Origin of the sequence: Peterkaempfera podocarpi, assembly GCF_042466665.1 — a bacterium.
Lineage (GTDB): Bacteria > Actinomycetota > Actinomycetes > Streptomycetales > Streptomycetaceae > Peterkaempfera > Peterkaempfera podocarpi.
This window is the reverse complement of record NZ_CP162102.1, coordinates 2,717,079-2,740,363: the sequence shown is the minus strand read 5'-3', so window position 1 is coordinate 2,740,363 and position 23,285 is coordinate 2,717,079. Positions and strand designations below refer to the sequence as shown.

Annotated in this window: 20 protein-coding genes and 1 pseudogene; 7 read left to right on the top strand and 14 right to left on the bottom strand. The window is 73.5% G+C overall.

All coding sequences use genetic code 11. The features are described from left to right. The first annotated feature begins 116 nt into the window (after nt 1–116). From speB to AB0761_RS11960, 3 genes are all read left to right on the top strand, one after another. Nucleotides 117–1,064: an agmatinase gene (speB, locus tag AB0761_RS11970; protein ID WP_377268962.1), complete on the top strand. Its 948-nt coding sequence runs from the start codon at nt 117–119 to the stop codon at nt 1,062–1,064. Between the two features lie 100 nt (nt 1,065–1,164). Then, on the top strand, nt 1,165–2,706 hold the full coding sequence (locus AB0761_RS11965; protein WP_377268961.1) for a purine-cytosine permease family protein: 1,542 nt from the start codon (nt 1,165–1,167) through the stop codon (nt 2,704–2,706). Nucleotides 2,707–2,779: 73 nt separating this feature from the next. Then, nucleotides 2,780–3,175: a YybH family protein gene (locus AB0761_RS11960; RefSeq protein ID WP_377268960.1), complete on the top strand. Its 396-nt coding sequence runs from the start codon at nt 2,780–2,782 to the stop codon at nt 3,173–3,175. 103 nt (nt 3,176–3,278) lie between these two features. On the opposite strand, the gene AB0761_RS11955 is transcribed toward AB0761_RS11960, so the two are convergent. From AB0761_RS11955 to AB0761_RS11930, 6 genes are all read right to left on the bottom strand, one after another. Then, a complete protein-coding gene (locus tag AB0761_RS11955; RefSeq protein WP_377268959.1) occupies nt 3,279–3,761 on the bottom strand; it encodes an NUDIX hydrolase in 483 nt (160 codons plus the stop codon). Between the two features lie 71 nt (nt 3,762–3,832). Continuing rightward, a complete protein-coding gene (locus AB0761_RS11950) occupies nt 3,833–5,944 on the bottom strand; it encodes a 3-hydroxyacyl-CoA dehydrogenase NAD-binding domain-containing protein (RefSeq protein ID WP_377274034.1) in 2,112 nt (703 codons plus the stop codon). Nucleotides 5,945–5,955: 11 nt separating this feature from the next. Beyond that, nucleotides 5,956–7,173 (bottom strand): thiolase family protein, encoded by a 1,218-nt coding sequence (locus tag AB0761_RS11945; protein WP_377268958.1) that lies wholly within the window; start codon nt 7,171–7,173, stop codon nt 5,956–5,958. Between the two features lie 340 nt (nt 7,174–7,513). Beyond that, complete coding sequence (locus tag AB0761_RS11940; RefSeq protein ID WP_377268957.1) at nt 7,514–8,761, bottom strand: HRDC domain-containing protein; 1,248 nt, start codon at nt 8,759–8,761, stop codon at nt 7,514–7,516. A gap of 173 nt (nt 8,762–8,934) precedes the next feature. After that, nucleotides 8,935–9,633, bottom strand: a complete 699-nt coding sequence (locus AB0761_RS11935; protein ID WP_377268956.1) for a LuxR C-terminal-related transcriptional regulator — start codon at nt 9,631–9,633, stop codon at nt 8,935–8,937. A 251-nt stretch (nt 9,634–9,884) separates the two neighbouring features. Continuing rightward, nucleotides 9,885–10,535 (bottom strand): DUF3000 domain-containing protein, encoded by a 651-nt coding sequence (locus tag AB0761_RS11930; protein ID WP_377268955.1) that lies wholly within the window; start codon nt 10,533–10,535, stop codon nt 9,885–9,887. A gap of 217 nt (nt 10,536–10,752) precedes the next feature. On the opposite strand from AB0761_RS11930, the gene hemE reads away from it, so the two are divergent. After that, a complete protein-coding gene (gene hemE, locus AB0761_RS11925; protein ID WP_377274033.1) occupies nt 10,753–11,766 on the top strand; it encodes a uroporphyrinogen decarboxylase in 1,014 nt (337 codons plus the stop codon). 99 nt (nt 11,767–11,865) lie between these two features. Here hemE and AB0761_RS11920 read toward each other — a convergent pair whose 3' ends face one another. Further along, nucleotides 11,866–12,846: a DUF4349 domain-containing protein gene (locus tag AB0761_RS11920; RefSeq protein ID WP_377268954.1), complete on the bottom strand. Its 981-nt coding sequence runs from the start codon at nt 12,844–12,846 to the stop codon at nt 11,866–11,868. Nucleotides 12,847–13,010: 164 nt separating this feature from the next. Between AB0761_RS11920 and hemG the strand changes: the two genes are divergently transcribed. Both hemG and hemQ read left to right on the top strand, forming a co-directional pair. Continuing rightward, nucleotides 13,011–14,546: a protoporphyrinogen oxidase gene (gene hemG, locus AB0761_RS11915; RefSeq protein ID WP_377268953.1), complete on the top strand. Its 1,536-nt coding sequence runs from the start codon at nt 13,011–13,013 to the stop codon at nt 14,544–14,546. Nucleotides 14,547–14,580: 34 nt separating this feature from the next. Beyond that, complete coding sequence (hemQ, locus tag AB0761_RS11910; RefSeq protein ID WP_377268952.1) at nt 14,581–15,288, top strand: hydrogen peroxide-dependent heme synthase; 708 nt, start codon at nt 14,581–14,583, stop codon at nt 15,286–15,288. 27 nt (nt 15,289–15,315) lie between these two features. On the opposite strand, the gene AB0761_RS11905 is transcribed toward hemQ, so the two are convergent. From AB0761_RS11905 to AB0761_RS11895, 3 genes and pseudogenes are all read right to left on the bottom strand, one after another. Next, nucleotides 15,316–16,083: a TIGR04222 domain-containing membrane protein gene (locus tag AB0761_RS11905; protein WP_377268951.1), complete on the bottom strand. Its 768-nt coding sequence runs from the start codon at nt 16,081–16,083 to the stop codon at nt 15,316–15,318. A 69-nt stretch (nt 16,084–16,152) separates the two neighbouring features. After that, nucleotides 16,153–17,223 carry a TIGR04222 domain-containing membrane protein gene (locus tag AB0761_RS11900; RefSeq protein ID WP_377268950.1) on the bottom strand — a complete coding sequence of 357 codons (1,071 nt, stop codon included), beginning with the start codon at nt 17,221–17,223 and terminating at the stop codon, nt 16,153–16,155. Then, nucleotides 17,223–18,567 (bottom strand): annotated as a pseudogene (locus AB0761_RS11895) (DUF692 domain-containing protein). Before AB0761_RS11895 ends, AB0761_RS11900 begins: the two are co-directional and overlap by 1 nt. A gap of 252 nt (nt 18,568–18,819) precedes the next feature. On the opposite strand from AB0761_RS11895, the gene AB0761_RS11890 reads away from it, so the two are divergent. Beyond that, complete coding sequence (locus tag AB0761_RS11890) at nt 18,820–19,734, top strand: GNAT family N-acetyltransferase (RefSeq protein WP_377268949.1); 915 nt, start codon at nt 18,820–18,822, stop codon at nt 19,732–19,734. Here the strand turns inward: AB0761_RS11890 and msrB are convergent, their stop codons facing one another. From msrB to AB0761_RS11870, 4 genes are all read right to left on the bottom strand, one after another. Beyond that, nucleotides 19,735–20,157 (bottom strand): peptide-methionine (R)-S-oxide reductase MsrB, encoded by a 423-nt coding sequence (gene msrB / locus AB0761_RS11885; RefSeq protein WP_377268948.1) that lies wholly within the window; start codon nt 20,155–20,157, stop codon nt 19,735–19,737. Between the two features lie 35 nt (nt 20,158–20,192). Further along, nucleotides 20,193–21,599 (bottom strand): UDP-N-acetylmuramate--L-alanine ligase, encoded by a 1,407-nt coding sequence (gene murC / locus AB0761_RS11880; RefSeq protein ID WP_377268947.1) that lies wholly within the window; start codon nt 21,597–21,599, stop codon nt 20,193–20,195. A gap of 95 nt (nt 21,600–21,694) precedes the next feature. Further along, nucleotides 21,695–22,153: an indole-3-glycerol phosphate synthase gene (locus tag AB0761_RS11875; RefSeq protein ID WP_377268946.1), complete on the bottom strand. Its 459-nt coding sequence runs from the start codon at nt 22,151–22,153 to the stop codon at nt 21,695–21,697. A 288-nt stretch (nt 22,154–22,441) separates the two neighbouring features. Next, nucleotides 22,442–23,275, bottom strand: a complete 834-nt coding sequence (locus AB0761_RS11870) for a pyrimidine reductase family protein (protein WP_377268945.1) — start codon at nt 23,273–23,275, stop codon at nt 22,442–22,444. Nucleotides 23,276–23,285: the final 10 nt, after the last annotated feature.

Genomic DNA, 23,285 nt, shown 5'->3' with positions numbered 1-23,285 from the left:
GACAACCCTAGCTCTTTGTGTCTGCACCAATTGCCGCACCGGACGAGCAACCCGCACACTTGCGGCAATCCGGTCGCCGGTGCCCATGCGGGCCTCCGGCAGGAAGGAAGCCCCCCGTGACCCAGCCTGTAGGCCCCGTCGACTCGTCGCGCATCCCGCGCTTCGCCGGTCCGGCCACCTTCGCCCGACTGCCCCGCCTGGACCAGGTGGAGAGCTGCGACGTCGCGGTGGTGGGTGTGCCCTTCGACACAGGCGTCTCCTACCGGCCCGGTGCCCGCTTCGGCCCCTCGGCGGTGCGCGAGGCCAGCCGGCTGCTGCGTCCGTACCACCCCGGGCTGGACGTCTCCCCCTTCGAGACGCTGCAGGTCGCCGACGCCGGCGACATCGCCTGCAACCCCTTCCACATCGACGAGGCCGTCGAGACCATCGAGCAGGCCGCGGGCGACCTCCAGGACGACGGCGCCACCCTGGTCACCATCGGCGGCGACCACACCATCGCGCTGCCGCTGCTGCGCGCCGCAGCCCGCCGGCACGGCCCGGTCGCGCTGCTGCACTTCGACGCGCACCTGGACACCTGGGACACCTACTTCGGCGCCGAGTACACCCATGGCACCCCGTTCCGCCGTGCGGTGGAGGAGGGCATCCTCGACACCGAGGCGGTCTCCCATGTCGGCACCCGCGGGCCGCTCTACGGCAAGAAGGACCTCGAGGACGACAAGCGCCTCGGCTTCGGCATCGTGACCAGCTCCGATGTCATGCGCCGCGGTGTGGACGAGGTGGTGGACGCGCTCCGGCAGCGGATCGGCGACCGCCCGCTCTACATCTCCATCGACATCGACGTCCTGGACCCGGCGCACGCCCCCGGCACCGGCACCCCCGAGGCGGGCGGGCTCACCTCCCGTGAGCTGCTGGAGATCCTCCGCGGTCTGGCGGGCACCCGGCTGATCGGCGCCGACGTGGTGGAGGTCGCCCCGGCCTACGACCACGCGGAGATCACCTCGGTGGCCGCCTCGCATGTCGCCTACGACCTGGTCAGCCTGCTGGCCCTCAACCGCAAGCCCTGACCACGCCGCGAGCGGCCCCCCGCTCGTCATGCCCGGAACGCCCTGCCCGGAACGCCCTGACCGGAACGCCCTGACCGGAACGCCCTGATTGGAGGGACCCGTGACGACCTCGATCACCGAAGTCGAGCAGCACGGCGTCGAACGGATCCCCGACGAGGACCGCACCGCCCGCCCCATCGATCTCTTCCGCCTCGCCTTCGGCGGCTCCAACACCTTCGCCACCTGCGTCCTGGGCGCCTTCCCCATCCTGTTCGGACTCTCGTTCTGGCAGGGTGTGGCTGCGACGCTGCTCGGCCTGGTGGTGGGTGCGCTGATCCTGGCGCCGCTGGCCGTCTTCGGCCCGGTGAACGGCACCAACAACGCCGTCTCCTCCTCCGCCCACCTGGGAGTGCACGGCCGGGTGGTGGGCTCCTTCCTCTCCCTGCTGACCGCGGTGGCCTTCTTCTCCATCTCGGTCTGGTCCTCGGGTGACGCCCTGGTGGGCGGCGCCAACCGGCTGGTCGGACTGCCCGAGTCCAATCTCTCCTACGGCGTCGCCTACGGCCTCTTCGCGCTGCTGGTGCTGGCGGTCTGCGTCTACGGCTTCCGCTTCATGCTGATGGTGAACAAGATCGCCGTCGTCGCCGCCTCGGCGATGTTCGTGCTGGGCGCCTTCGCCTTCGCCGGCGACTTCGACCCGGGTTACGCGGGCACCTTCCACTCCACCTCGGACCCGCTGTTCTGGCCCTCCTTCATCGGCGCGGCGCTGATCGTGCTCTCCAACCCGGTCTCCTTCGGGGCCTTCCTCGGCGACTGGTCCCGGTACATCCCCGCCAAGGCCTCCCGCAAGCGGGTCATGGGCGCCACCTTCCTCGCCCAGATCGCCACCCTGCTGCCCTTCCTCTTCGGCCTGGGCACCGCCTCGATCATCGCGGAGAAGGCCGCCAAGTACGTCGACCCGGCGGCCCCCAACTACGTCGGCGGCCTGCTGGCGGTCTCGCCCGGCTGGTACTTCCTGCCGGTCTGCCTGATCGCCCTGATCGGCGGCATGTCCACCGGCACCACCTCGCTGTACGGGACCGGACTGGACTTCTCCAGCGTCTTCCCCCGTTTCAACCGGGTGCAGGCCACCTTCTTCATCGGCGCGCTGTCGGTCGGCTTCATCTTCGTCGGCCGGTTCGCCCTCAACCTGACCCAGTCCATCTCCACCTTCGCCACCCTGATCATCACCTGCACCGCGCCCTGGATGATCGTGATGATGCTGGGCTATGTCACCCGGCGCGGCTGGTACGACCCCGAGGCGCTGCAGGTCTTCAACCGGCGGCAGCGCGGCGGCCGCTACTGGTTCGCCCACGGCTGGAACTGGCGCGGCATGGCGGCCTGGCTGGTCTCCGCCGCGGTGGCCCTGCTGTTCACCAACATCCCCGGCCAGTTCGTCGGCCCGCTGGGCAACCTGGCCAACGGCACCGACATCTCGCTGCCGCTCGGCCTGGCCGTCGCAGCCGTCCTCTACCTCGTCCTGCTGTGGGTCTTCCCGGAGCCCCGCGGTGTGTACGGCCCGGACGGCCCCCGGCTGGTCCGTGCCGCAGACACCCCGGTCGCCCCCATCACCGGAGGAGAGGCGCCCGCCCCCGTCGCCGTCGGGGCACACGCTGGGCACTGACCGCCCGCCCATCGACCGCGTTCCGGCCGGCCGCCCCCTGGGCCGGCCGGGACGCATTCCACCGGAGCACCCCATGAGCACCGAGACCGCAGTCCTCGAAGCAGCAGACAGCCTGGTGGCGGCCTTCGCCGAGGGCAGGCTGGACGACTACTTCGCCGCCTTCGCCCCCGACGCAGTCTTCGTCTTCCACACCACCGGGCACCGCCTCGCCTCCACCGCCGAGTACCGTGCGCTCTGGCAGAGCTGGGTCGACGAGGACGGCTTCCGCATCCTCGCCTGCACCTCGAGCCGGCCGCTGGTGCAGCTCCTCGGGGAGACCGCCGTCTTCAGCCATGACGTCGAGACCCGTATCGGCACCCGGGCCGGCGAGGAGACCGTCCAGGAGCGGGAGACCATCGTCTTCCACCGCAGCGCCGACGGCCGCTGGCTCGCCGTCCATGAGCACCTCTCCCCAGCGGCGCAGTCCTGACGCGACTCCGGGGCTGACGTACAGGGGGCAGGCGGGCGCGTACCGACCGCTCCCCGCGGCTGAGCCCGCCCGCCGCTTGCTGAACCGGCTGCCATGCAGCGGCTCAGCAAGCGGCGGGCGGGCTCGTGTCGATGACGGAGCGGGCCGCACCCCGGGCGCGAGACCGGTTCAGCAGCTCGGGAAGATCCGGCGGCCAGAGCGCGTCGGGGCAGTCGGCCAGCTCCTGCGGCGACCACCACCGCCAGTGCAGGATGCCGTCCTCCGGGTGGCCGGCGACGGCGCGCTCGGTGGGCTCCCGCCGCGGACCGTGGGCGAGATAGATGTGCTCGAACTGGCGCACCGGGACGCCGGCCCTGGTGAAGTCGTGCTCCCAGGTGCAGAGCAGGGGACCGGGGGTGACATCGGTCCAGCCGGTCTCCTCGCGCAGTTCGCGCACCGCGCCCTCCACCGGGGTCTCACCCGGCTCCAGACCACCGCCCGGCATGGCCCAGTGGACGCCGACCTCCTCGTTGTCGTAGCGGAGAAGGAAGACCGCGGCGTCGGGGTCCAGAACGGCGACACGAGCCGCCCGCCGAGGTGTGCGCATGGGAGCACGATACGCCGGTGCCCGGCACCCCCCGCTGGGGTGTGCCGGGCACCGCCGTGCTTGACGGAGCGTCAGGCGGGCACGGAGGCAACGCCCCTGGCCAGGAACGGCTTGCCGTTGACCCGCTCGGAGACGCCCTCGCGGTCCAGGTACGGCGTGATGCCGCCCAGGTGGAAGGGCCAACCCGCACCGGTGATCAGGCAGAGGTCGACATCCTGCGCCTCGGCGACGACCCCCTCCTCCAGCATGAGGTGGATCTCCTCGGCGATGGCGTCGAGCGCCTTGTCGCGGACCTGCTCCTCGGTGAGGACCGTGGTGCCGACCTCGAACAGGGCGGCCACCTCCGGGTCGACCTCCTGCTTGCCGGACGCCCAGGTGTAGATGCCGCGCTTGCCGGCCTTGACCACCCGGCCGAGGTTCTCCGAGACGCCGAAGCGGTCGGGGAAGGCGGCGTTGAGGGTGCCGGCCACATGGTGGGCGACGGCCGGGCCGACCAGCTCCAGCAGCACGATCGGGGACATCGGCAGACCCAGCGGCTCCAGGGCCCGGTCGGCGACCTCGATCGGGGTGCCCTCGTCGATGGTGCCGAGGACGGTGCCCAGGAAGCGGGTGAGCACCCGGTTGACCACGAACGCCGGGGCGTCCTTGACCAGCACCGCGCTCTTCTTCAGCTTCCTGGCGGTGGCGAAGGCCGTGGCCAGCGAGGCGTCGTCGGTCTTCTCGCCGCGGACGATCTCCAGCAGCGGAAGGACGGCGACCGGGTTGAAGAAGTGGAAGCCGACGACCCGCTCGGGGTGCTGCAGCTTGGAGGCCATCTCGGTGACCGACAGCGAGGAGGTGTTGGTGGCGAGGACCGCCTCGGGGGAGACCACCGCCTCCAGCTCGGCGAAGACGTTCTGTTTGACGCCCATCTCCTCGAACACGGCCTCGATGACGAAGTCCGCGTCGCCGAAGGCGGCGGCCTTGTCCAGCGAGCCGGTGACCAGCGCCTTGAGGCGGTTGGCCTTGTCCGGGCCGACCCGGCGCTTCTCCAGCAGCTTGTCGATCTCGCCGTGGACATAGCCCACGCCCTTGTCGATGCGCTCCTGGTCGATGTCGGTGAGCACCACCGGCACCTCCAGGCGGCGCGCGAAGAGCAGCGCCAGCTGGGAGGCCATCAGACCGGCGCCGACCACACCGACCTTGGTGACCTTGCGGGCCAGCGACTTGTCCGGGGCTCCGGCGGGCCGCTTGGCGCGCTTCTGCACCAGGTTGAAGGCGTAGAGGCCGGACCGCAGCTCACCGCTCATGATGAGGTCGGCGAGCGCCTCGTCCTCGGCGTCGAAGCCCTTCTGCAGGTCGCCGTCCTTGGCCTCGGCGATGATGTCCAGCGCCCGGTACGGGGCCGGGGCGGCGCCGTGCACCTTGGAGTCGGCGATCAGGCGGCCGTGGGCGACGGCCTGGTCCCAGGCCTCCCCGCGGTCGATCTCCGGACGCTCCACGGCGATCTCGCCCTTGAGCACCGAGGCGGCCCAGAGCAGCGACTGCTCCAGGAAGTCCGCGGGCTCGAAGATGGCGTCGGCGATGCCCAGCTCGAAGACCTGCTTGCCCTTGAGCTGCTTGTTCTGGCTGAGCGAGTTCTCGATGACGACCTGGATGGCCTTCTGCGGGCCGATCAGGTTCGGCAGCAGGGTGCAGCCGCCCCAGCCCGGCACCAGGCCGAGGAAGCACTCCGGCAGGGAGAACGCCGGGACACCGGAGGAGACGGTGCGGTAGGTGCAGTGCAGGCCGACCTCCACACCGCCGCCCATGGCGGCGCCGTTGTAGAAGGCGAAGCTGGGCACCGGCAGGGCGGCGATCCGCTTGAAGACGTCGTGGCCGCCCTTGCCGATGGCGACCGCGTCGCTGCGCTCCTTGAGCACCTCGACGCCCTTGAGGTCGGCGCCCACGGCGAAGATGAAGGGCTTGCCGGTGACACCCACGGCGGCGATCTCGCCGGCCGCGGCCTCCCGCTCCACCTGGTCCAGCGCCTCGGAGAGCTTGGCGAGGGAGCCGGGGCCGAAGGTGGTCGGCTTGGTGTGGTCGAAGCCGTTGTCCAGGGTGATCAGGGCGAAGCGCCCCGCCTGGCCCGGCAGGTCGATGTGGCGGACGTGGGCCGTGGTGACGACCTCGTCCGGGAAGAGCTCAGCGGCGCGCTGCAGCATCTCGGTGGTGGTCACTTTGCCCCCTCGAAGTGCGGGTTCTCCCAGATGACGGTCCCGCCCATGCCGAAGCCGATGCACATGGTGGTCAGGCCGTAGCGGACGTCCGGACGCTCCTCGAAGCGGCGGGCCAGCTGGTTCATCAGCCGGACGCCGGAGGAGGCCAGCGGGTGGCCGAAGGCGATGGCGCCGCCGTACGGGTTGACGCGCTCGTCGTCGTCGGCGATGCCGTAGTGGTCGAGAAAGGCCAGCACCTGCACCGCGAAGGCCTCGTTGACCTCGAAGGCGCCGATGTCGGAGATCGAGAGGCCGGCCTTGGCCAGCGCCTTCTCGGTCGCCGGGACCGGGCCGATGCCCATCACCTCGGGCTCCACGCCCGCGAAGGCGTAGGAGACGAGGCGCATCTTCACCGGCAGGCCCAGCTCCTGGGCGACGTCCTCGGCCGCCAGCAGCGAGGCGGTGGCGCCGTCGTTGAGGCCGGCCGAGTTGCCCGCGGTGATGCGGCCGTGCGGGCGGAACGGGGTCTTGAGGCCCGCCAGGTTCTCCAGCGTGGTGCCCGGGCGCATCGGCTCGTCGCTGACGGACAGGCCCCAGCCGGTCTCGCCGGCCTCGGCGTTGGTCCGGCGGACGGCGATCGGCACCAGGTCGGGCTGGATCTTCCCGTTGGCGTACGCCTTGGCCGCCTTCTCCTGGGAGGCCACGGCGTAGGCGTCGCAGCGCTCCTTGGTGAGGTGCGGGAAGCGGTCGTGCAGGTTCTCCGCGGTCATACCCATGAAGAGGGCCGACTCGTCGACCAGCTTCTCGGAGACGAAGCGCGGGTTGGGGTCCACGCCCTCACCCATCGGGTGGCGGCCCATGTGCTCGACACCGCCCGCGACCACCACGTCGTACGCGCCGAAGGCGATGCCGCCCGCGGTGGTGGTGACGGCGGTGAGCGCACCGGCGCACATCCGGTCGATGGAGTAGCCCGGCACCGACTTGGGCAGGCCCGAGAGCAGCGCGGCGGTGCGGCCGATGGTCAGGCCCTGGTCGCCGATCTGGGTGGTGGCTGCGACGGCGACCTCGTCGATCCGCTCTGCGGGCAGGTTCGGGTTACGCCGCAGCAGCTCCCGGATGCACTTGACGACCAGGTCGTCGGCACGGGTCTCGTGGTAGATGCCCTTCGGGCCCGCCTTGCCGAACGGGGTGCGGACGCCGTCGACAAAGACGACGTCCCTCGCGGTACGAGGCACGGTGGCTCTCCTCCCAGGTCCCAGTATCAGGAGCCCAACACGTCATGAGGGGTCGCGACCGCACACACGGAACTGCGGCGCTCCGGCCATGCTACTCGCCGGTAACCGGGATGCCCAGAGCGGTCGACCCTCAGCGTGCCCGGTGTGGCGCGCGCCACTCCGCAGTTCGGGTCCGCCCGCACCCCGGCCGTCCGGCGATGCCGCGGAGCGGCGCCGCCCGGTCGGCCCGGGACGTACCCGGCACGCAGCGGGGCGCGGAGGTCCGCCCGCCCGGGCCCGCGCCGTGACGGCGGGCCGGACAGGAGGACCTCCGCGCCCCGGAGGCACGGCCGTTGCAGGGTCAGATCGCGGCCTCGGCCGCGGCGAAGGCGGCGGCGAGCACCGGCGCGACCATGGCCACCTGCCAGTGGCGGGCGCCGCGGCCGCGCAGCGCCTCGGCGACCGCCTCGGCGGTGGCGTCCGCGGGCGGCTCCCAGCTGACCCGGCGTACCAGGTCCGGCGTGATCAGGTTCTCCGCCGGCAGCCCATGGGTCTCGGCCAGTGCGGAGACCGCGGCCCGGGCGCCGGCCAGCCGGGCGGCGGCCACCGGGTCCTTGTCCGCCCAGGCCCTCGGCGGCGGGGGGCCGTCATGGGGGGCGGTGGCCGGCGGCAGCAGCGGTTCGGGGATCACCCGGGCCCGGTCCAGCGCTCCCAGCCACTGGTCCAGCTGGCGCCGGTGCACCCGGGGGCCGAAGCCGGGGAGCGCCTGGAGCGCCTGCGGGGTGGTGGGCATCGCCAGTGCGGCGCTGATGATCGCAAGGTCGGAGAGCACCCGGCCGGGGGAGACGTCCCGCTCCCTGGCCGTGCGGTCGCGTAGCTGCCACAGCTCCCGTACGGCTGCCAGCTGGCGGCGGCGGCGCACCTTGTGCAGCCCGGAGGTGCGGCGCCAGGGGTCGACGCGGGGGGCGGGCTTCGGGGCGGCGGCGATCGCCGCGAACTCCTCCAGGGCCCACTCCAGCTTGCCCTGGCTGTCCAGCTCCTGCTCGAGTGCGTCGCGCAGCTCGACCAGCACCTCGACATCCAGGGCCGCATAGCGCAGCCAGGGCTCGGGCAGCGGGCGGGTGGACCAGTCCACCGCCGAGTGCTCCTTGGCCAGTGAGTAGCCGAGCACGCTCTCGGTCATCGGGCCCAGGCCGACCCGGGGGAAGCCGGCGATCCGGCCGGCCAGCTCGGTGTCGAACAGCCGACTGGGGCGCATCCCCACTTCGGCCAGACAGGGCAGGTCCTGGGTGGCGGCGTGCACCACCCACTCGGTGTCGGCGAGCGCGTCCCCCAGTGCGGTGAGGTCCGGGCAGGCGATCGGGTCGATCAGGGCGGTCCCGGCCCCGGCACGGCGCAGCTGGATGAGATAGGCACGCTGCCCGTACCGGTAGCCGGAGGCGCGTTCGGCGTCCACCGCCACCGGTCCGTCGCCCGCTGCGAAGGCGGCCACCGTATCGGCGAGCGCCCCGGCATCGGTGACGACCGGCGGGATGCCCTCCCGCGGCTCCAGCAGGGGGACCGGCTCCGGGGTCACGTCTACGGCGATGGCATCTCGGGCGTCGGTCACCCCCCAAGGGTACGCCGGGGTGTGCATGGCGGGCCGGACAAGCAGGTGAGGGCCGCCGTGCAGGGGTGGCGGTCAAGGGCGCCGGTCCGGCCGCGGCCCGGGGTGGGACGGCGGCAGGACCGGCGTTCGAGTGCGGAGGGAAACGTTCCTCCGGTCGGGTGGTGGGCGGTCGGTCAGTGGATGATGCCGGTGCGCAGAGCGACCGCGACCATGCCCGCCCGGTCGCCGGTGCCGAGCTTGCGGGCGATCCGCGCCAGGTGGCTCTTGACGGTCAGCGCGGAGAGTCCCATGGCGACGCCGATGGCCTTGTTGGACTGGCCTTCGGCCACCAGCCGGAGCACCTCCACCTCCCGGCCGGAGAGCTCCCGGTAGGTGGTGGGCTGGGCACCGGGGGTACCCGGGGCGGCAGGTGCGCCCGGGGTGCCCGGCATCCCGGGGCGGCGCATCCGGCCGGCCATCCCGGCGGCGCCCAGCGGCAGGCCGGGGCGGCCCGGCATGCCGATGGAGCCGCGGGTGCCGGTGACCACATAGCCCTTGACGCCTCCGGCGAGGGCGCTGCGGACCGCCCCGATGTCGTCGGCGGCGGACAGCGCGAGGCCGTTGGGCCAGCCCGCCGCCCTGGTCTCGGCCAGGATGGTCAGCCCGGAGCCGTCCGGGAGATGGACGTCGGCCACACAGATGTCGCGGGGGGTGGAGACCCGAGGCCTGGCCTCCGCGATGGAGGAGGCCTCGATGACGTCGCGCACGCCCAGGGCCCACAGATGCCGGGTGACGGTGTTGCGGACGCGCGGGTCCGCCACGACCACCATGGCAGTGGGCTTCGTCGGGCGGTAGGCGACCAGGTTTGCGGGGTGATCGAGAAGGACCGACACCAGGCCTCCTGTTAGGGGAGTGGCGGACGGAACCCCGGTGGGGGCGGATGGGATTCCGCTTGCGGAAAGGGTCACTGACTGCTTCGGCACCAACCCTGCGGGGCTTTAGCGAATGATCACGATTTAGTGAGTGGCAATACGGACAAATCGTGCACTAGATCGGTCGAGTTCGACCGTGGGGTGCGCAAGTTCGATCGAGAATGATCAGGTTGTCGACACTTGTGGTCAATGAGCGGCAGAAGCGGGGGCGCTCAGCGCGACCGGGGACGCCGGCGGGCCGGCATCGGAACCACTCCGCCGAGCGACGGCGGATCCGCGAGCGGGCCGTGCGCCGGCCCGGCGGGCGGGAGTCCGGCGCAGGTGCAGAGCAGGTCGCACCAGGCCGCCAGATGGCGCTCGAAGCGCCCGTCGGCCGGTGTCCAGGACGCCCGCACCTCGATCTCGGTGCTGGAGCGGCGCTCCGCCAGCGCGCCGAAGTACTGGGAGGCGCAGCGGGTGACCGTGCCCCCGGCCTCGGTGTACCCGGCCGCATGCGACTGGAGCGCGTCCAGCAGCCAGGTCCAGCCGACCTCGGAGAGCAGCGGGTCGGTCGCCATCTCGGGCTCCATCTCGGCCCGGGCGAGCGTCACCACGCGGAAGTCGCCCTGCCAGGAGTCGTGCCCGGCCGGCTCGTGCAGCAGCACCAGCCGACCGTCGGCCAGCTCCTCGCCGTCCACCTCCACCGAGGCGGTCAGCGCATGCACATACGGCGCCAGCCTGCGCGGCGCCGGCGCGGCACCGATCCGTACCTCGGGCCGCAGCCGGGCCGTGGTCAGCGCCTCCACCGCATCGCGGAACGCCAATGGCGGGGCGTCATCGCCCGCGCCGCCGCCATGTGCGGGATTTCCGCCGACCGCTGCCATGAGCCGAAGCGTAGGGCGGCGGGCCTGCGGATCGGTGGAACACACACGGCGCGGCGCGGCGTAGGGCAGTCGGACCACCCTGCGCAACCGCCGTCCGGTGCGTGCGAAGATTTCACCCGTGAGCGAGACAAGCGGAGCGACCCCCGTACCGACGCCCGGCGGCACCACCGGCCGGCAGCCCAGCGCGGCGCGCGGCGCCGCACACGACTCGGCGTTCCTGCGGGCCTGCCGGAGCGAGCCGGTGCCGCACACCCCCGTGTGGTTCATGCGGCAGGCCGGCCGCTCGCTGCCCGAGTACCTCAAGGTCCGGGACGGCATCCCGATGCTCGACTCCTGCATGCGGCCGGAACTGGTCAAGGAGATCACCCTGCAGCCGGTCCGCCGGCACAAGGTGGACGCGGCCATCTACTTCAGCGACATCGTGGTGCCGCTGAAGGCGATCGGCCTGGACCTGGACATCAAGCCCGGGGTCGGCCCGGTGGTCGCCGACCCGATCCGCAGCCGCGCCGACCTGGAGCGGCTGCGGCCGCTGGAGCCGGCCGACGTCCCCTATGTCACCGAGGCGATCGGCCTGCTGGTCGCCGAGCTCGGCGCCACCCCCCTGATCGGCTTCGCCGGGGCGCCCTTCACCCTCGCCAGCTATCTGGTGGAGGGGGGCCCGTCCAAGAACCACGAGCGCACCAAGGCCATGATGTACGGCGAGCCCGAGCTGTGGGCCGCCCTGCTGGACCGCCTGGCCGACATCACCGCCGCCTTCCTCAAGGTGCAGATCGAGGCCGGTGCCTCGGCGGTGCAGCTCTTCGACTCCTGGGTCGGTGCCCTCGCCCCGTACGACTACCGGCGCTCGGTGATGCCGGCCAGCAGCAAGGTCTTCGACGCGGTCGCCGGCTACGGCGTCCCCCGGATCCACTTCGGGGTGGGCACCGGAGAGCTGCTGGGACTGATGGGCGAGGCCGGCGCCGATGTGGTCGGGGTCGACTGGCGGGTGCCGCTGGACGAGGCCCGGCGTCGCGTCGGCGCCGGCAAGGCGCTCCAGGGCAACCTCGACCCGGCGGTGCTCTTCGCGCCGGAGGAGGCCGTGCGGGCCAAGACCGGTGAGGTGCTGGCCGCCGCCGAGCGCCTGAGCGGCACCGGCCACATCTTCAACCTCGGCCATGGCGTACTGCCCACCACCGACCCGGACGCGCTGACCCGCCTGGTCGCCCACGTCCACGAGGCGACCGCCCGCTGACCCCGGGCCGGGGCAGAGCACCCCTGGACGCAACGGCGGCCCGGCCGCGCCCCACCTGGGGGCGCGGCCGGGCCGCCGTGTGCCGGGAGCCCGGGACGGTCAGTCGCCGTCGGGCTCACCGTCGGGCTCACCGACAGGTGCGGTGAGAGCCGGCTGCGGGTCGCGGCGGCGGCGCCAGAGCCTCACGGCCAGCCACCCGGCGGGCACCAGCACCAGGGCGAACGGCGCGATCGCGGCCAGTCCCACCAGCAGCCCGCGAGCCGTCGCGTACAGCGCATGCCAGCCGCCCGCCAGGGCGTGCCCGACGGCGGAGCCGAACCCCCTCGGGGCCTTGGCGGCCGCGACCGGTGGGGCCACCGTGTAGAGGTCGACCGTGATGGTGGAGAGCGAGGTCTGCGCGGCCAGCTCCTCCTGCTGCCTCTCCAGCGACTCCAGATCCGCCTCGCGGCGGCTCAGCTCGCCCTCCAGCGCCACCACATCGCTGATCTTCTCCGCCTTGTCCATCAGTGCACGGACCCGGTCCACGCTGGCGCGCTGGGTCTTCAGCCGGCTCGTCACATCGACCACCTTGTCGGTGACGTCCTCCGCCTCGCGGTGCTGCTGCACCACCTTGCCCAGCTGCGCGAAGCGGCTCAGCGTCCGGTCGAAGGCCGCGGAGGGGACCTTCACCACCACATGGGAGCCGTCCTGCGGCACCTTGACGGACGTGTCCCCGGTCGTCGTGTCGCCGCCCTGCACCGTCTCGCTGCTGACATAGCCGCCGGCGGCGGTGGTCACGCCGCGCAGCTGCTCCAGGGCCGAGGCCACATCCTTCGCCTGAAGCTCCAGCTCGGCGGTGTACGCGATGGAACGCCCGTCCGTCGCGCCGCCCGCCGTGCCGGGGGCGGCGCTCGGCGCCGTGGCCGGGGCGGCGGAGCCCGCGCCGATGTCGGCCTTGGCCGCGCCGCCGCCGGCGCTCCTGCCCACCGCCGAGTCGGCGCTCTTGCTGCCGCTCGCCGACCCGGCGCTGCATCCGCTGCCCAGCAGCGCCAGCGCCGCCAGCAGCGCACCCCCTGCCGCGGCTGCCGCTCTACCACCCATCCCGCTGCACCCCCCTTGTCCGACGGCCCGCCGCTGCCCGACGGGACAGCGCTTGGACCACCGTCGCGGCGGTCGGGTTCCGGCCGCCGCATCCCGAAACGGTCACGATGCCGGGGGTACAGGGGGCTTGGGAGCCCGATCCGGGCGTCTGCGAGAGTGGAGACATGGACCGAAGCGCAACCGCCGACCGCCCCAGCGACACCGATCAGGGTGGAGCGGCGGGACCGCCCCATGTGGTGGTGGTCGGCGGAGGCATCGCCGGGCTGGCAGCCGCGGCCTTCCTCTCCGGCGCCGCGGCCTTCTTCTCCGGCGCCGCGGCCTTCTTCTCCGGCGCCGCGGGCAGTAGCGGACCGCGGGCCCGGGTCACCGTGCTGGAGGCATCGGAGCGGTTCGGCGGGAAGCTGCGGGCCGGCGAGGTCGGCGGCGTCGCGGTCGACCTGGGTGCGGAGTCGATGCTGGCGCGGCGGCCCGAAGCGGTGGAGCTGGCCCGCGCGGTCGGCCTGGCCGAGGAGCTGGAGCCGCCGCAGACGGCCAAGGCCGCGTTCTGGACCAGGGGCGCGCTCCGTCCGATGCCGACCGGTCATGTGATGGGTGTGCCCGGAGACCTGGCGGCGCTGGAACGGACCGGAGTGCTGTCGGCCGAGGGGCTGGCCCGTGCCCGGCACGACCTGGAACTGCCCCCCACCGAGGTGGGCGACGATGTCTCCATCGGCGACTGGGTCGGCGCCCGGGTGGGCCGCGAGGTGGTCGACCGGCTGGTGGAGCCGCTGCTCGGCGGTGTGTACGCCGGGCATGCCGACCGGATCTCGCTGCGGGCCGCCGTACCGCAGCTGCTGCCCGTGGCGCAGAGCGGCGGCTCCCTGCTGGAGGGCGTCGCGGCGCTGCAACGGCGGGCCGCGGAAGCCGCCCCGGCCGCGCCGCAACCGGTCTTCCAGGGGATCCGCGGGGGTATCGGCAGGCTGCCACTGGCGGTCGCGGACGCGGTCCGGGCAGCCGGGGCCGACCTCTGCCCCGGCACGGCCGTGCGGTCGCTGCGGCGCACCGGCGACGGGTGGCGGCTGGTGGTCCGCGACACGGCAGGCGAGCGGGAACTGGCCGCCGACGCGGTGGTGCTGGCGGTGCCGGCCCCCGTCGCGGCCCGGCTGCTGGCCGACGAGGCACCGGCAGCCGCGGCCGAGCTGGGCACCGTGGAGTACGCCGGTATGGCCCTGGTGACCATGGCGTTCCGGCGCTCCGAGCTGCCCGGGCGACCGGCCGGCAGCGGATTCCTGGTGCCGCCGGTGGACGGCCGCACCATCAAGGCGTCCACCTTCTCCAGCAACAAGTGGGGCTGGCTCGACCGGTCCGCGCCGGAGAGCTTCCTGTTGCGCACCTCGGTCGGCCGGCACGGCGAGGCCGCCGATCTGGAGCTGCCCGACGAGGAACTGGTGGCCCGTTCGCTGGCCGACCTCAGGGAGGCGGTGGGGCTGCGCACCGCCCCGTACGCGGCCGAGGTCACCCGCTGGGAGAGCGGGCTGCCGCAGTACCCGGTGGGGCATCTGGACCGGGTGCGGCGGATCCGGCAGGACGTCGCCCGGCACGGCTCGCTGGCGCTGTGCGGGGCGGTCTACGAAGGGGTCGGCATCCCCGCCTGCATCGCCAGTGCCCGGCAGGCCGCGGACGCGGTCACCGCAGCTCTCACCGCAGTGGGCACCCGGTGAGCCGGGCGCTGTCGCAGAAGGGACAATGAGGGTCATGACCGAGAGCACCCAGCCCGAGAAGAAGAAGGCCCGCGACCTCAACCAGGTCGTCCGCTACACCATGTGGTCGGTCTTCCGGCTCAAGGACGCACTGCCGGACGACCGGTCGGAGATGGCCGGCGAGGTCGAGGAGCTCATCGCGCAGCTGCGCGACAAGGACGTCGTGGTGCGCGGCACCTATGACGTCTCCGGGCTGCGCGCCGACGCCGATCTGATGGTCTGGTGGCACGCCGAGACCTCCGATGCGCTGCAGGACGCCTACAACCGCTTCCGCCGCACCCGGCTGGGCCGCCACCTGGAGCCGGTCTGGTCCAACATGGCGCTGCACCGGCCCGCCGAGTTCAACAAGTCGCACATCCCGGCCTTCCTCGCCGACGAGGAGCCGCGCGGCTATGTCTGCGTCTACCCGTTCGTCCGCTCCTACGACTGGTACCTCATCCCGGACGAGGAGCGCCGCCAGATGCTCGCCGAGCACGGCATGATGGCGCGCGGCTTCCCGGATGTGCGGGCCAACACGGTGGCGTCCTTCGCCCTGGGCGACTACGAGTGGGTGCTCGCCTTCGAGGCCGACGAGCTGCACCGGATCGTGGACCTGATGCGTCATCTGCGCGGCTCGCGTGCCCGGCTGCACGTCCGCGAGGAGGTGCCGTTCTACACCGGCCGCCGCAAGCCCGTCGCCGAACTGCTGGCCGGCCTGGTCTGACCGGGGGCTGCGGGTCCCGCCGCCGGTTCAGCGGCGCGGGGCCCGCAGCGCGGCCCGCAGCAGCGGGTCGGGTACGGCCGAAGGACCGCTGACCGCCACGGCGGTCAGCAGCTGCCGCTCGTCGCCCGGCCCGGGGATGCGTACCTCGCGCAGCACCTCACGCCCGGCCGGGGTCGCCCAGCGGGTGTACGGGCGGACGTCCACCCTGGACATCAGCAGGGTGCCGCTGCCCAGGATCAGCGGCAGCGAGAACCAGGAGAGCACCGCGGGCAGCTGGCCCCCGCCGCCCTCACCGAGGCCCAGACAGGCACCCAGCAGCACGACGGTCAGCAGCAGCGACCGCCGCACCCGTGAGACCGCGTCGACCGCCCTCTCCCGCACCGCGGCCGGGGTCGCCAGGCCGGCCAGCGCCAGCCGGGCGCCGATCTCCCGTACGGCCGGGCTCTCGACCAGTGCCTGACGCAGATCGCCGGTGCGGCACTGGCCGTCGGGGCCGACCGCGGTGATCAGATCGCGCTCCATCCCGTCCCGCCCCTGCGGGTCCACCACCGTCGTCCAGCCGGTGTGGGCAGGATGCAGCCGCCGCTGCGCGGCCATCAGCACCATGGCCAGGTCGACCACCCGCTCCGGGCCGCCGGCCAGATAGGCGGTCTCATAGAGGCCGATCCGCACGGAGCCGTCCGGCGGCCGGGTGTCGTCCTCGGCGGAGAGGTCGGCGGCGGCCACGACGCCGACCAGGTGCACGCACGACAGGACGGTGACCGTGCAGGCGGCCAGCAGCAACAGCAACCACATGCGCTTGTTGTAATCCGCCGGACCGCCGGACGAACGGCGATCCGGCGCGTGATACCGAACTGTGACCCGTCAGGTGCTGCTGCCGCAGCTGGACGACGAGCCGCAGCTCGACGAGGACCCGCAGCCCGATGACGAGCCGCAACCGGAGGACGAGCCGCAACCGGAGGACGAGCCGCAGCTGGACGACGACCCGCAGCCCGAGGCGGCACCGCAGCCGGACGACGCCCCGCAGCCCGACGGGGAGTGCGGGGACGAGGTGGATCCACAGGACGAGGCCGTCCCGCACCAGGAGCCCGGCATCCCCGCCCCCGTCGGCCAGTCCGACGCGCCGGCCCCGCTCGCGGCGGCCGGCGGCACCACCGAGAGCGCCGTACGCAGCGCCGCGTCGGCGAGCAGCGCGGTGCCGCCCAGCGCGAGCGCCCCCAGCAGTACCGGGTCCGGCGCCGCCGCCGCATCGTGCGGCCGCCAGGGCCGCCCACCCGTGTGCATCAGCTGGAGCTGGCGGCGCCCCGCCGGGCTGACCCGGCTGCGCCCGACCCCGGCGACCGCCAGGACCAGCACCCCGTAGCCGAACAGCCCGACGAAGGCGAAGAACGGCGGGAAGCCGGGTTCGCCGTCACCGGCGCTGCCGAAGTGCTCGTTCGTCCAGCCGACGGTGGCCATCGCCCCCAGCGCCAGCGTCAGCACCATGGCCAGGACCAGCAGCCGCCGGGCGGTCCGTGCCCGCCGGTGCGCGGCCGGACGGCGCATCAGGCCGCGGTCGGCCAGCCGCTCGCCGATCGCCTGGACCGCCGGGCTGCGCATCGCCTCCAGCCGCAGCCGGGGCAGGTCGCGCTGGCGCTGCGGTCCGGCGGCGTCGACCAGGGCGGCCTCCACCTCGTCCCAGGGCTGCGGGTCGGTCACGGTGACCAGCCCCGCACGGGAGATCGTCACCCGGCCCTGCTGGTGCATCCGCACCAGCGCGACCTCCACCGCCCGGCGCGGTCCTCCGGCCAGGAAGGCCGCGTCCAGCAGCGGCAGGCCCCGGCCGGGAAGGCCCTGCGGGTCGGGCACCCGGCGCATCCGGGTGCCGGCCCAGCCGAGGTTGAGCGAGGCCGCCAGCATCAGTGTGCAGGCGATGGTGAACTCGGGTCGCCACATCAGTGCCCCCCTCCGGGCCGCCTGCCCTGGCGGCCGATGACTCCCAGCGGTGCGCGCAGGCGCACCAGGGTCCGCCGGCGCGGGGCCGTCGGACCGGCCCGGTCGGCGTACCAGCGCATCAGCCCGCTGTGCTGATGCCTCGTCAGGTCGGCGCCGTGGTCCAGCACCCAGCGGGCGAAGGCCAGTGCGTCCGTCCGGTAGCCGCCGGTCATCGGGACACCCGCCGCATAGCGGCTGAAGTCCGCGGCGAAGCGGCCGCCCAGCAGCGGCGGCAGCTCGGGTGCCACCCTGGCCACCGTGTCCCGGCGCTTGGCGACCAGCCCGGAGGCCTGGATCCGCAGCTGCTCCGGGTCGAAGCCGGGCGGCGTCGGCCCGCCCGCCACCAGCGCGGACAGCAACTCCGCCTGACGGTGCGCCAGCCGGGCCCTGGCCAGCACCGTGCCGGGCTCCCCGGCATCCGCCGTCACCAGGTACTCGAACTCCTCAGACATGGGCCGCCACCACCCCGCCGCGCAGCACCTCGCGGATCGCCCCGAGCTCCGCCGCCAGCTCGGCGGGCGGCGGGAAGCGGTCGTCCCGCTCCAGCAGGACGCCCGGTGGCCGGGTGCGCGAACAGAGTTGGGCCAGCACCTCCAGCACCGGCTCGGTCACCGGGTGGGCATGGGTGTCGTGCCACACCCCGTCGATCATCACCCCGCCGCCCACATGCACATAGGCGACGGCCTCCAGCGGCAGCGCGGCAAGCTCGGCCGCCGGATCCACTCCCAGATTGACCCGGTTGGTGTGCAGATTGGCCACGTCGATGAGCAGCCGCACCCCGGTCCGCTCCACCAGTTCCGCCAGGAACCGGCCCTCGGACAACTCGTCGTCGGGCCAGGCGAGATGGGCCGCGACGTTCTCCAGTGCCAGCGGCACCGGCAGCTCCTGCTGGGCGATCCGTACATTCTCGGCGATCACCGCGAGGGCGTCCCTGGTGCGCGGCACCGGCAACAGATGGCCGGCCTCGAGCCGGGGCTGCCCGGTGTGCCCGCCGCCCGCCCTGACGAAGGCCAGATGCTCCGTCACCAGCGGGGCGTCCAGCGCCTGTGCGGCGGCCGCCAGCGCGGACAGCCGGCCGGGGTCGGGCAGATCGGCGCCGCCCAGGCCCAGCGAGACACCGTGCGGAACGACGGTGGTGCCGCGCTCGCGCAGGATGCGCAGCGACTCCGGCAGATGGCCGGGGCAGATGTTCTCCGCGACCACTTCGACCCATTCGACGTCCGGCAGTTGCTCCACCACCGTGTCGATCTCCGCCCGCCAGCCGATGCCGACTCCCAGCCCGGGGAGTGCACTGCTGCGTTCCATGGGCGCCCCCTTCGTGGTGCGCGCCGCGGCGGGCCCGGCGTCGATGCCCGCCCGCCGCAGCGCGGCAGGTCCGTACCGCCCCTCGGGGCGGTACCGGGTCGAGACCCCCGTGCCCGGCCCGGTGCCGATGATGTATCCCGGGGGAACGGCTGCGAACCGGCGACGGCGATTCTCAGAGCTGGATTTGAGCTTCGGTTCCGCGCCGTTATTGGTGATGCGGCCGCGGGGGCGGTCGGCGTACGGTGCCGAGCCATGACACCCATCGTTCGGGACTTCCGTCCGTCCGACGCGGCCGGGGCCGACGCGGCCGTCCGCTCGGCCTATCCGCATCTGGTGACCACACCGGAGACGGTGGCCTGGCAGGTGGGCGCGGCCCCGGCCGAGCAGCGCTACCGGCTGTGGGTCGCCGAGGTGGGCGGCGCGGTCGCCGGGGTGGCCCACACCGGCCTGGTCCCGGACGCCGCCGAGCCCGGCCAGGGGTACTGCAACCTCGCGGTGCACGCGGACCACCGCGGCCAGGGCGTGGGCGCGGCCCTGCTGGCCGCCGCCGAGCGGCAGCTGCGCAGCGTGGGCGCCCACCGGGTGTACAGCTGGACCATGGACGACGGCGTCTCGCCGGGCTTCGCCGAGCGGCGCGGCTACCGGCGGGGCAGCCGCGTCCGCGCCCTGCGGCTGGACCTGGCCACGCCGCCGCCGCCCGTCCCGGCGGTCCCCGTGGAGGTGACGCTCTGCACCGCCGCGGACTTCGCGGACGACCCGGGCCCGCTCTACACGGCGGACGTGGCCACCAGCCGGGACGAGCCCGGTGATGTGGCCGTCGGCGCGATCTCCTACGACGACTGGATCGCCACCACCTGGCGGCACCCGACGCTGGACCGGCACCTCAGCACGGTCGCCCTGGTGGACGGGGAGGTCGCCGCCTTCACCGCCGCCCACACCGACCGTCGCGGCCGCTATCTCTCGGGCATGACCGGCACGCTGCGGGCCCACCGCGGCCGGGGGCTGGCCCGGCTGGTCAAGGCCGACTCACTGCACCGCGCCCGTGCCGAGGGCTGCACCGAGGCGCTGACCGGCAATGACGCCGGCAACGCCCCGATGCTGGCAGTCAACGCGTGGCTGGGCTACCAGCCCTATGTCGCCGAGTGGCGCTACACCCGCGCGCTGTGATCAGCCCTCCTGGGGCCGCAGCCGCAGCGAGATGCTGTTGATGCAGTACCGCTGGTCGGTCGGGGTGGCATAGCCCTCGCCCTCGAAGACATGCCCCAGATGGGAGCCGCAGCTGCCGCAGCGGACCTCCACCCGGCGCATCCCGAAGGCGGTGTCCTCGATGTACTCCACCCGGTCCTCGGCCAGCGGCGAGTAGAAGCTCGGCCAGCCGCAGTGGCTGTCGAACTTGGTGTCGGAGGTGAACAGCTCGGCCCCGCACGCACGGCACGAGTAGACGCCGACCGTCTTGGTGTCGGTGTACTCACCGGTGTGCGGACGCTCCGTGCCCGCTTCGCGGAGGACGTGGTACTCCTGCGGCGTCAGCTGCTCCCGCCACTCCGCGTCGCTCTTGCGGACCCGGTACTCACCGGTCTCCTGTGTCACGTCGGGCTCCCTTCCGATAGGCCTGGCACCGAGCGTCAGGCACCAGCCTCAACACCGCCGAGGCGGGTCAGGATTTCCGGGCCGAGCGCGGTGACGTCCCCTGCGCCCATGGTGAGCACCAGGTCGCCCTCGCGGGCCAGTGCGGCGACCGCCTCCGGAACCTCGGCCATGGAGTGCACCGCGGTCGCCGCCAGGCCGTGCCGGTGCGCGGCCTCGATGATGACCTCGCTGGTCACACCGGGGATGGGGTCCTCACGGGCCGGATAGATGTCCAGCACCAGCGCGGCGTCGGCGAGGGACAGCGCCTGCCCCATCTCGGTGCCGAGCTGCTGGGTGCGGCTGAACAGGTGCGGCTGGAAGACCACCAGCACCCGGCCGCCGGCGGCGTTCTCCCGGATGGCCTCCAGGTCGGCGGCGATCTCGGTGGGGTGGTGGGCATAGGAGTCGATCACCTGGACGCCGCGGGCGGCCCCCTTGAGCTGCAGCCTGCGGCGCACACCCGTGTACTTGCCCAGCGCGGCGGCCAGCTCTCGGGCGTTCACCCCCAGCGCGGTGCCGGCGGCCAGCGCGGCGACCGCGTTGTGCGCGTAGTGGCGGCCCGGGACCGAGACGGTGAAGGCCAGCGGGGCGCCGTCCAGCTCCACGACGACCTCGCTGGACATGCCGCGTGCCGTCACCGACAGGACGCGCAGCGTGGCGTCGGCGGACTCCCCGACGGTGACCACCCGCAGCCCGGGGCGGCCGGCGACCCGGGCGGTCAGCTCGCGGGCTCCGGGGTGGTCCGCGGAGACCACCAGGGTGCCGCCCGGGGTGATGCGGTCCACAAAGGCCTCGAAGGACTCGTGGATCTCCTCGATGGAGGCGTAGTTGGCGTGGTGGTCCAGCTCCACGTTGAGCACGATCGCCACCTCGGGCGCGTACTTGTGGAAGGACCGGTCGCTCTCGTCCGCCTCGGCGACGAAGATCTCCCCGGTGCCGTGGTGGGCGTTGCTGCCGGGCTCGTCGAGGTCGCCGCCGATGGCGTACGAGGGGTCCAGGCCCAGCCCGCTGAGGGCGACGGCGAGCATGCTGGTGGTGGTGGTCTTGCCATGGGTGCCGGCCACCGCGATCGCCCGGCGGCCCGTCATCAGCGCGGCCAGCGCATCCGCGCGGTGGATCACCGGCAGACCCCGCCGGCGGGCCTCGGCCAGCTCCGGGTTGTCCTGCCGGATGGCACTGGAGACCACGATGCAGCTCGCCGCCGGCGGCACATGCTCCGCTGCGTGCCCGACGGACACCCGGGCCCCGGCCGCCCGCAACGCCGTGACGGTGGCCGACTCCTTGGCGTCGCTGCCCGACACCTCCGCGCCGCGCAGGGCCAGGATCTTCGCCAGGCCGGACATTCCCGCGCCGCCGATACCGATGAAGTGCGGGGCGTGCAGGTCGCTCGGGGCGTCGCTCACGGGGGTTCTCCGGGGGTGGTGGGCGGTTCTGTCCTGCGGTGCACGGCCCGGGGGCGGCCGCCAGCGCAAGGACGATTCTGCACCACTGCGAGCGGTCAGACGTCGTGCGCGAAGAGCTTCAGCACCGGCACCCCCACCTTGTGCCGGGCGCGGGAGGCCCAGTCGCGGTGGAAGAACTCCTCCACGAAGTGCGGTGAGGTGAGCACGATGACCTCGTCGGCCTTGGTGTCCTCCACCACCGTGCGCAGGATCCCCAGCGGGTTGTCCGCCACCACATGCCCCACCGCATCCGAACCGGAGGCACGCAGTTTCTCCACGGTGTGCTCCAGGGCCTGGTCCGCGGGGGTCGCCGCACTGTCCTCCTCCCGCTCGTGCACCGCCTCCTCCAGGCGGCCGAGGGCGACGTCGTCCAGGGCGCGGAGCAGCTCGTCCTGGCGGCCGCGGGGCTGCATCAGGACGACAAAGGAGACCTGCTCCTCGCCGTGGAGGTTGGTGACCAGCTCGATGTCGGCGTCCGAGAGCGCCTTCTCGATCATCAGTACGGTGGTGAACACGTGAGTCCCCTCTGCTCCAGGCCCCCGGGTCCCTGCCTGCTCCCCATAGTGCCCCTCCGCGGCGCGGTGCACGCGGGAAAGCGGCGGCTGCGCCCGGGCGTGGCCGGGGCCGTCGGCGGTCCGGTGCGAGGTGCGGGGCCCTTCCGCCCGGCGCACGGGGCGCGCGGGCCGGTCACCCGTACGGAGCGCCCTCGGGGGCGCTCGCAGGGGTGTCCGACCGGGGCCGGCCGCAGCCGGCCGTTCGACGGGCCGCCGCAGCGGGCCGGGCGGTCGGGGGCAGCGGGGCGTTCAGCTGGGGCGCGTGTAGCGGGCGAAGAGGAAGCCGTCCTCCTCCAGTAGGGAACGCAGCTCCATCCGCTGGATCTCGGCCGCCACCGGGCCGTGCATGATCCGCGGGGCCTCTCCGACGGTGACCAGCGGTGCCAGCGAGAGACAGAGCTCGTCCAGCAGCCCCGCCGCCGCCAGCTGCCCCAGCAGCCTGGGGCCGCCCTCGGTGAGCAGCCGGGTCCAGCCGCGTTCGGTCAGCGCCCGGACGGCCGCCGCCGGGTCCACCTGCTCGTCGCCGGCCACCACCAGATCGGTGACGGCCGCCGCGGCCCGCCGGGCCGCGGCGGGTGCGCTCTCCGCGGTGATCACCACCGTGGGCAGCAGCGGCTCGGTGAAGAGCGGGGCGGACAGGTCGAGGTCCAGGCTCCGGGTGACCACCGCGATCGCCGGGGCCGGCGCCTGCCCGAGTGCCGCCCTGGCCTCGGCGAACGCCTCCCGGGCCCGGGCCGGGCGGTAGCCCTCGCTGCGCACCGTCTCGGCACCCACCAGCACCACGTCCGCCAGCGCCCGCAGCACCCCGAAGATGCGCTTGTCCGCCGCGCCGGACAGTCCCTCGGAGAACCCGTCCAGGCGGGCCGCGCCGTCCAGCGCCGAGACCATGTTGGCCCGCAGCCAGGGGCGTCCGGGGCCGGTCGGCCCGGGGTAGGCGTAGACGGCGGCCAGGCCCTCCAGGGTGTCCGGGTCCCAGGAGGTGTCGGCACCGGCGGGGTCCGCGGGACGGCCGAGGTCGGTGGGACGGCCGAGGTCGGTGGGACGGCCGAGGTCGGTGGGACAGGCGGGAAGAAGACGGCGCATGTCGGGCAGT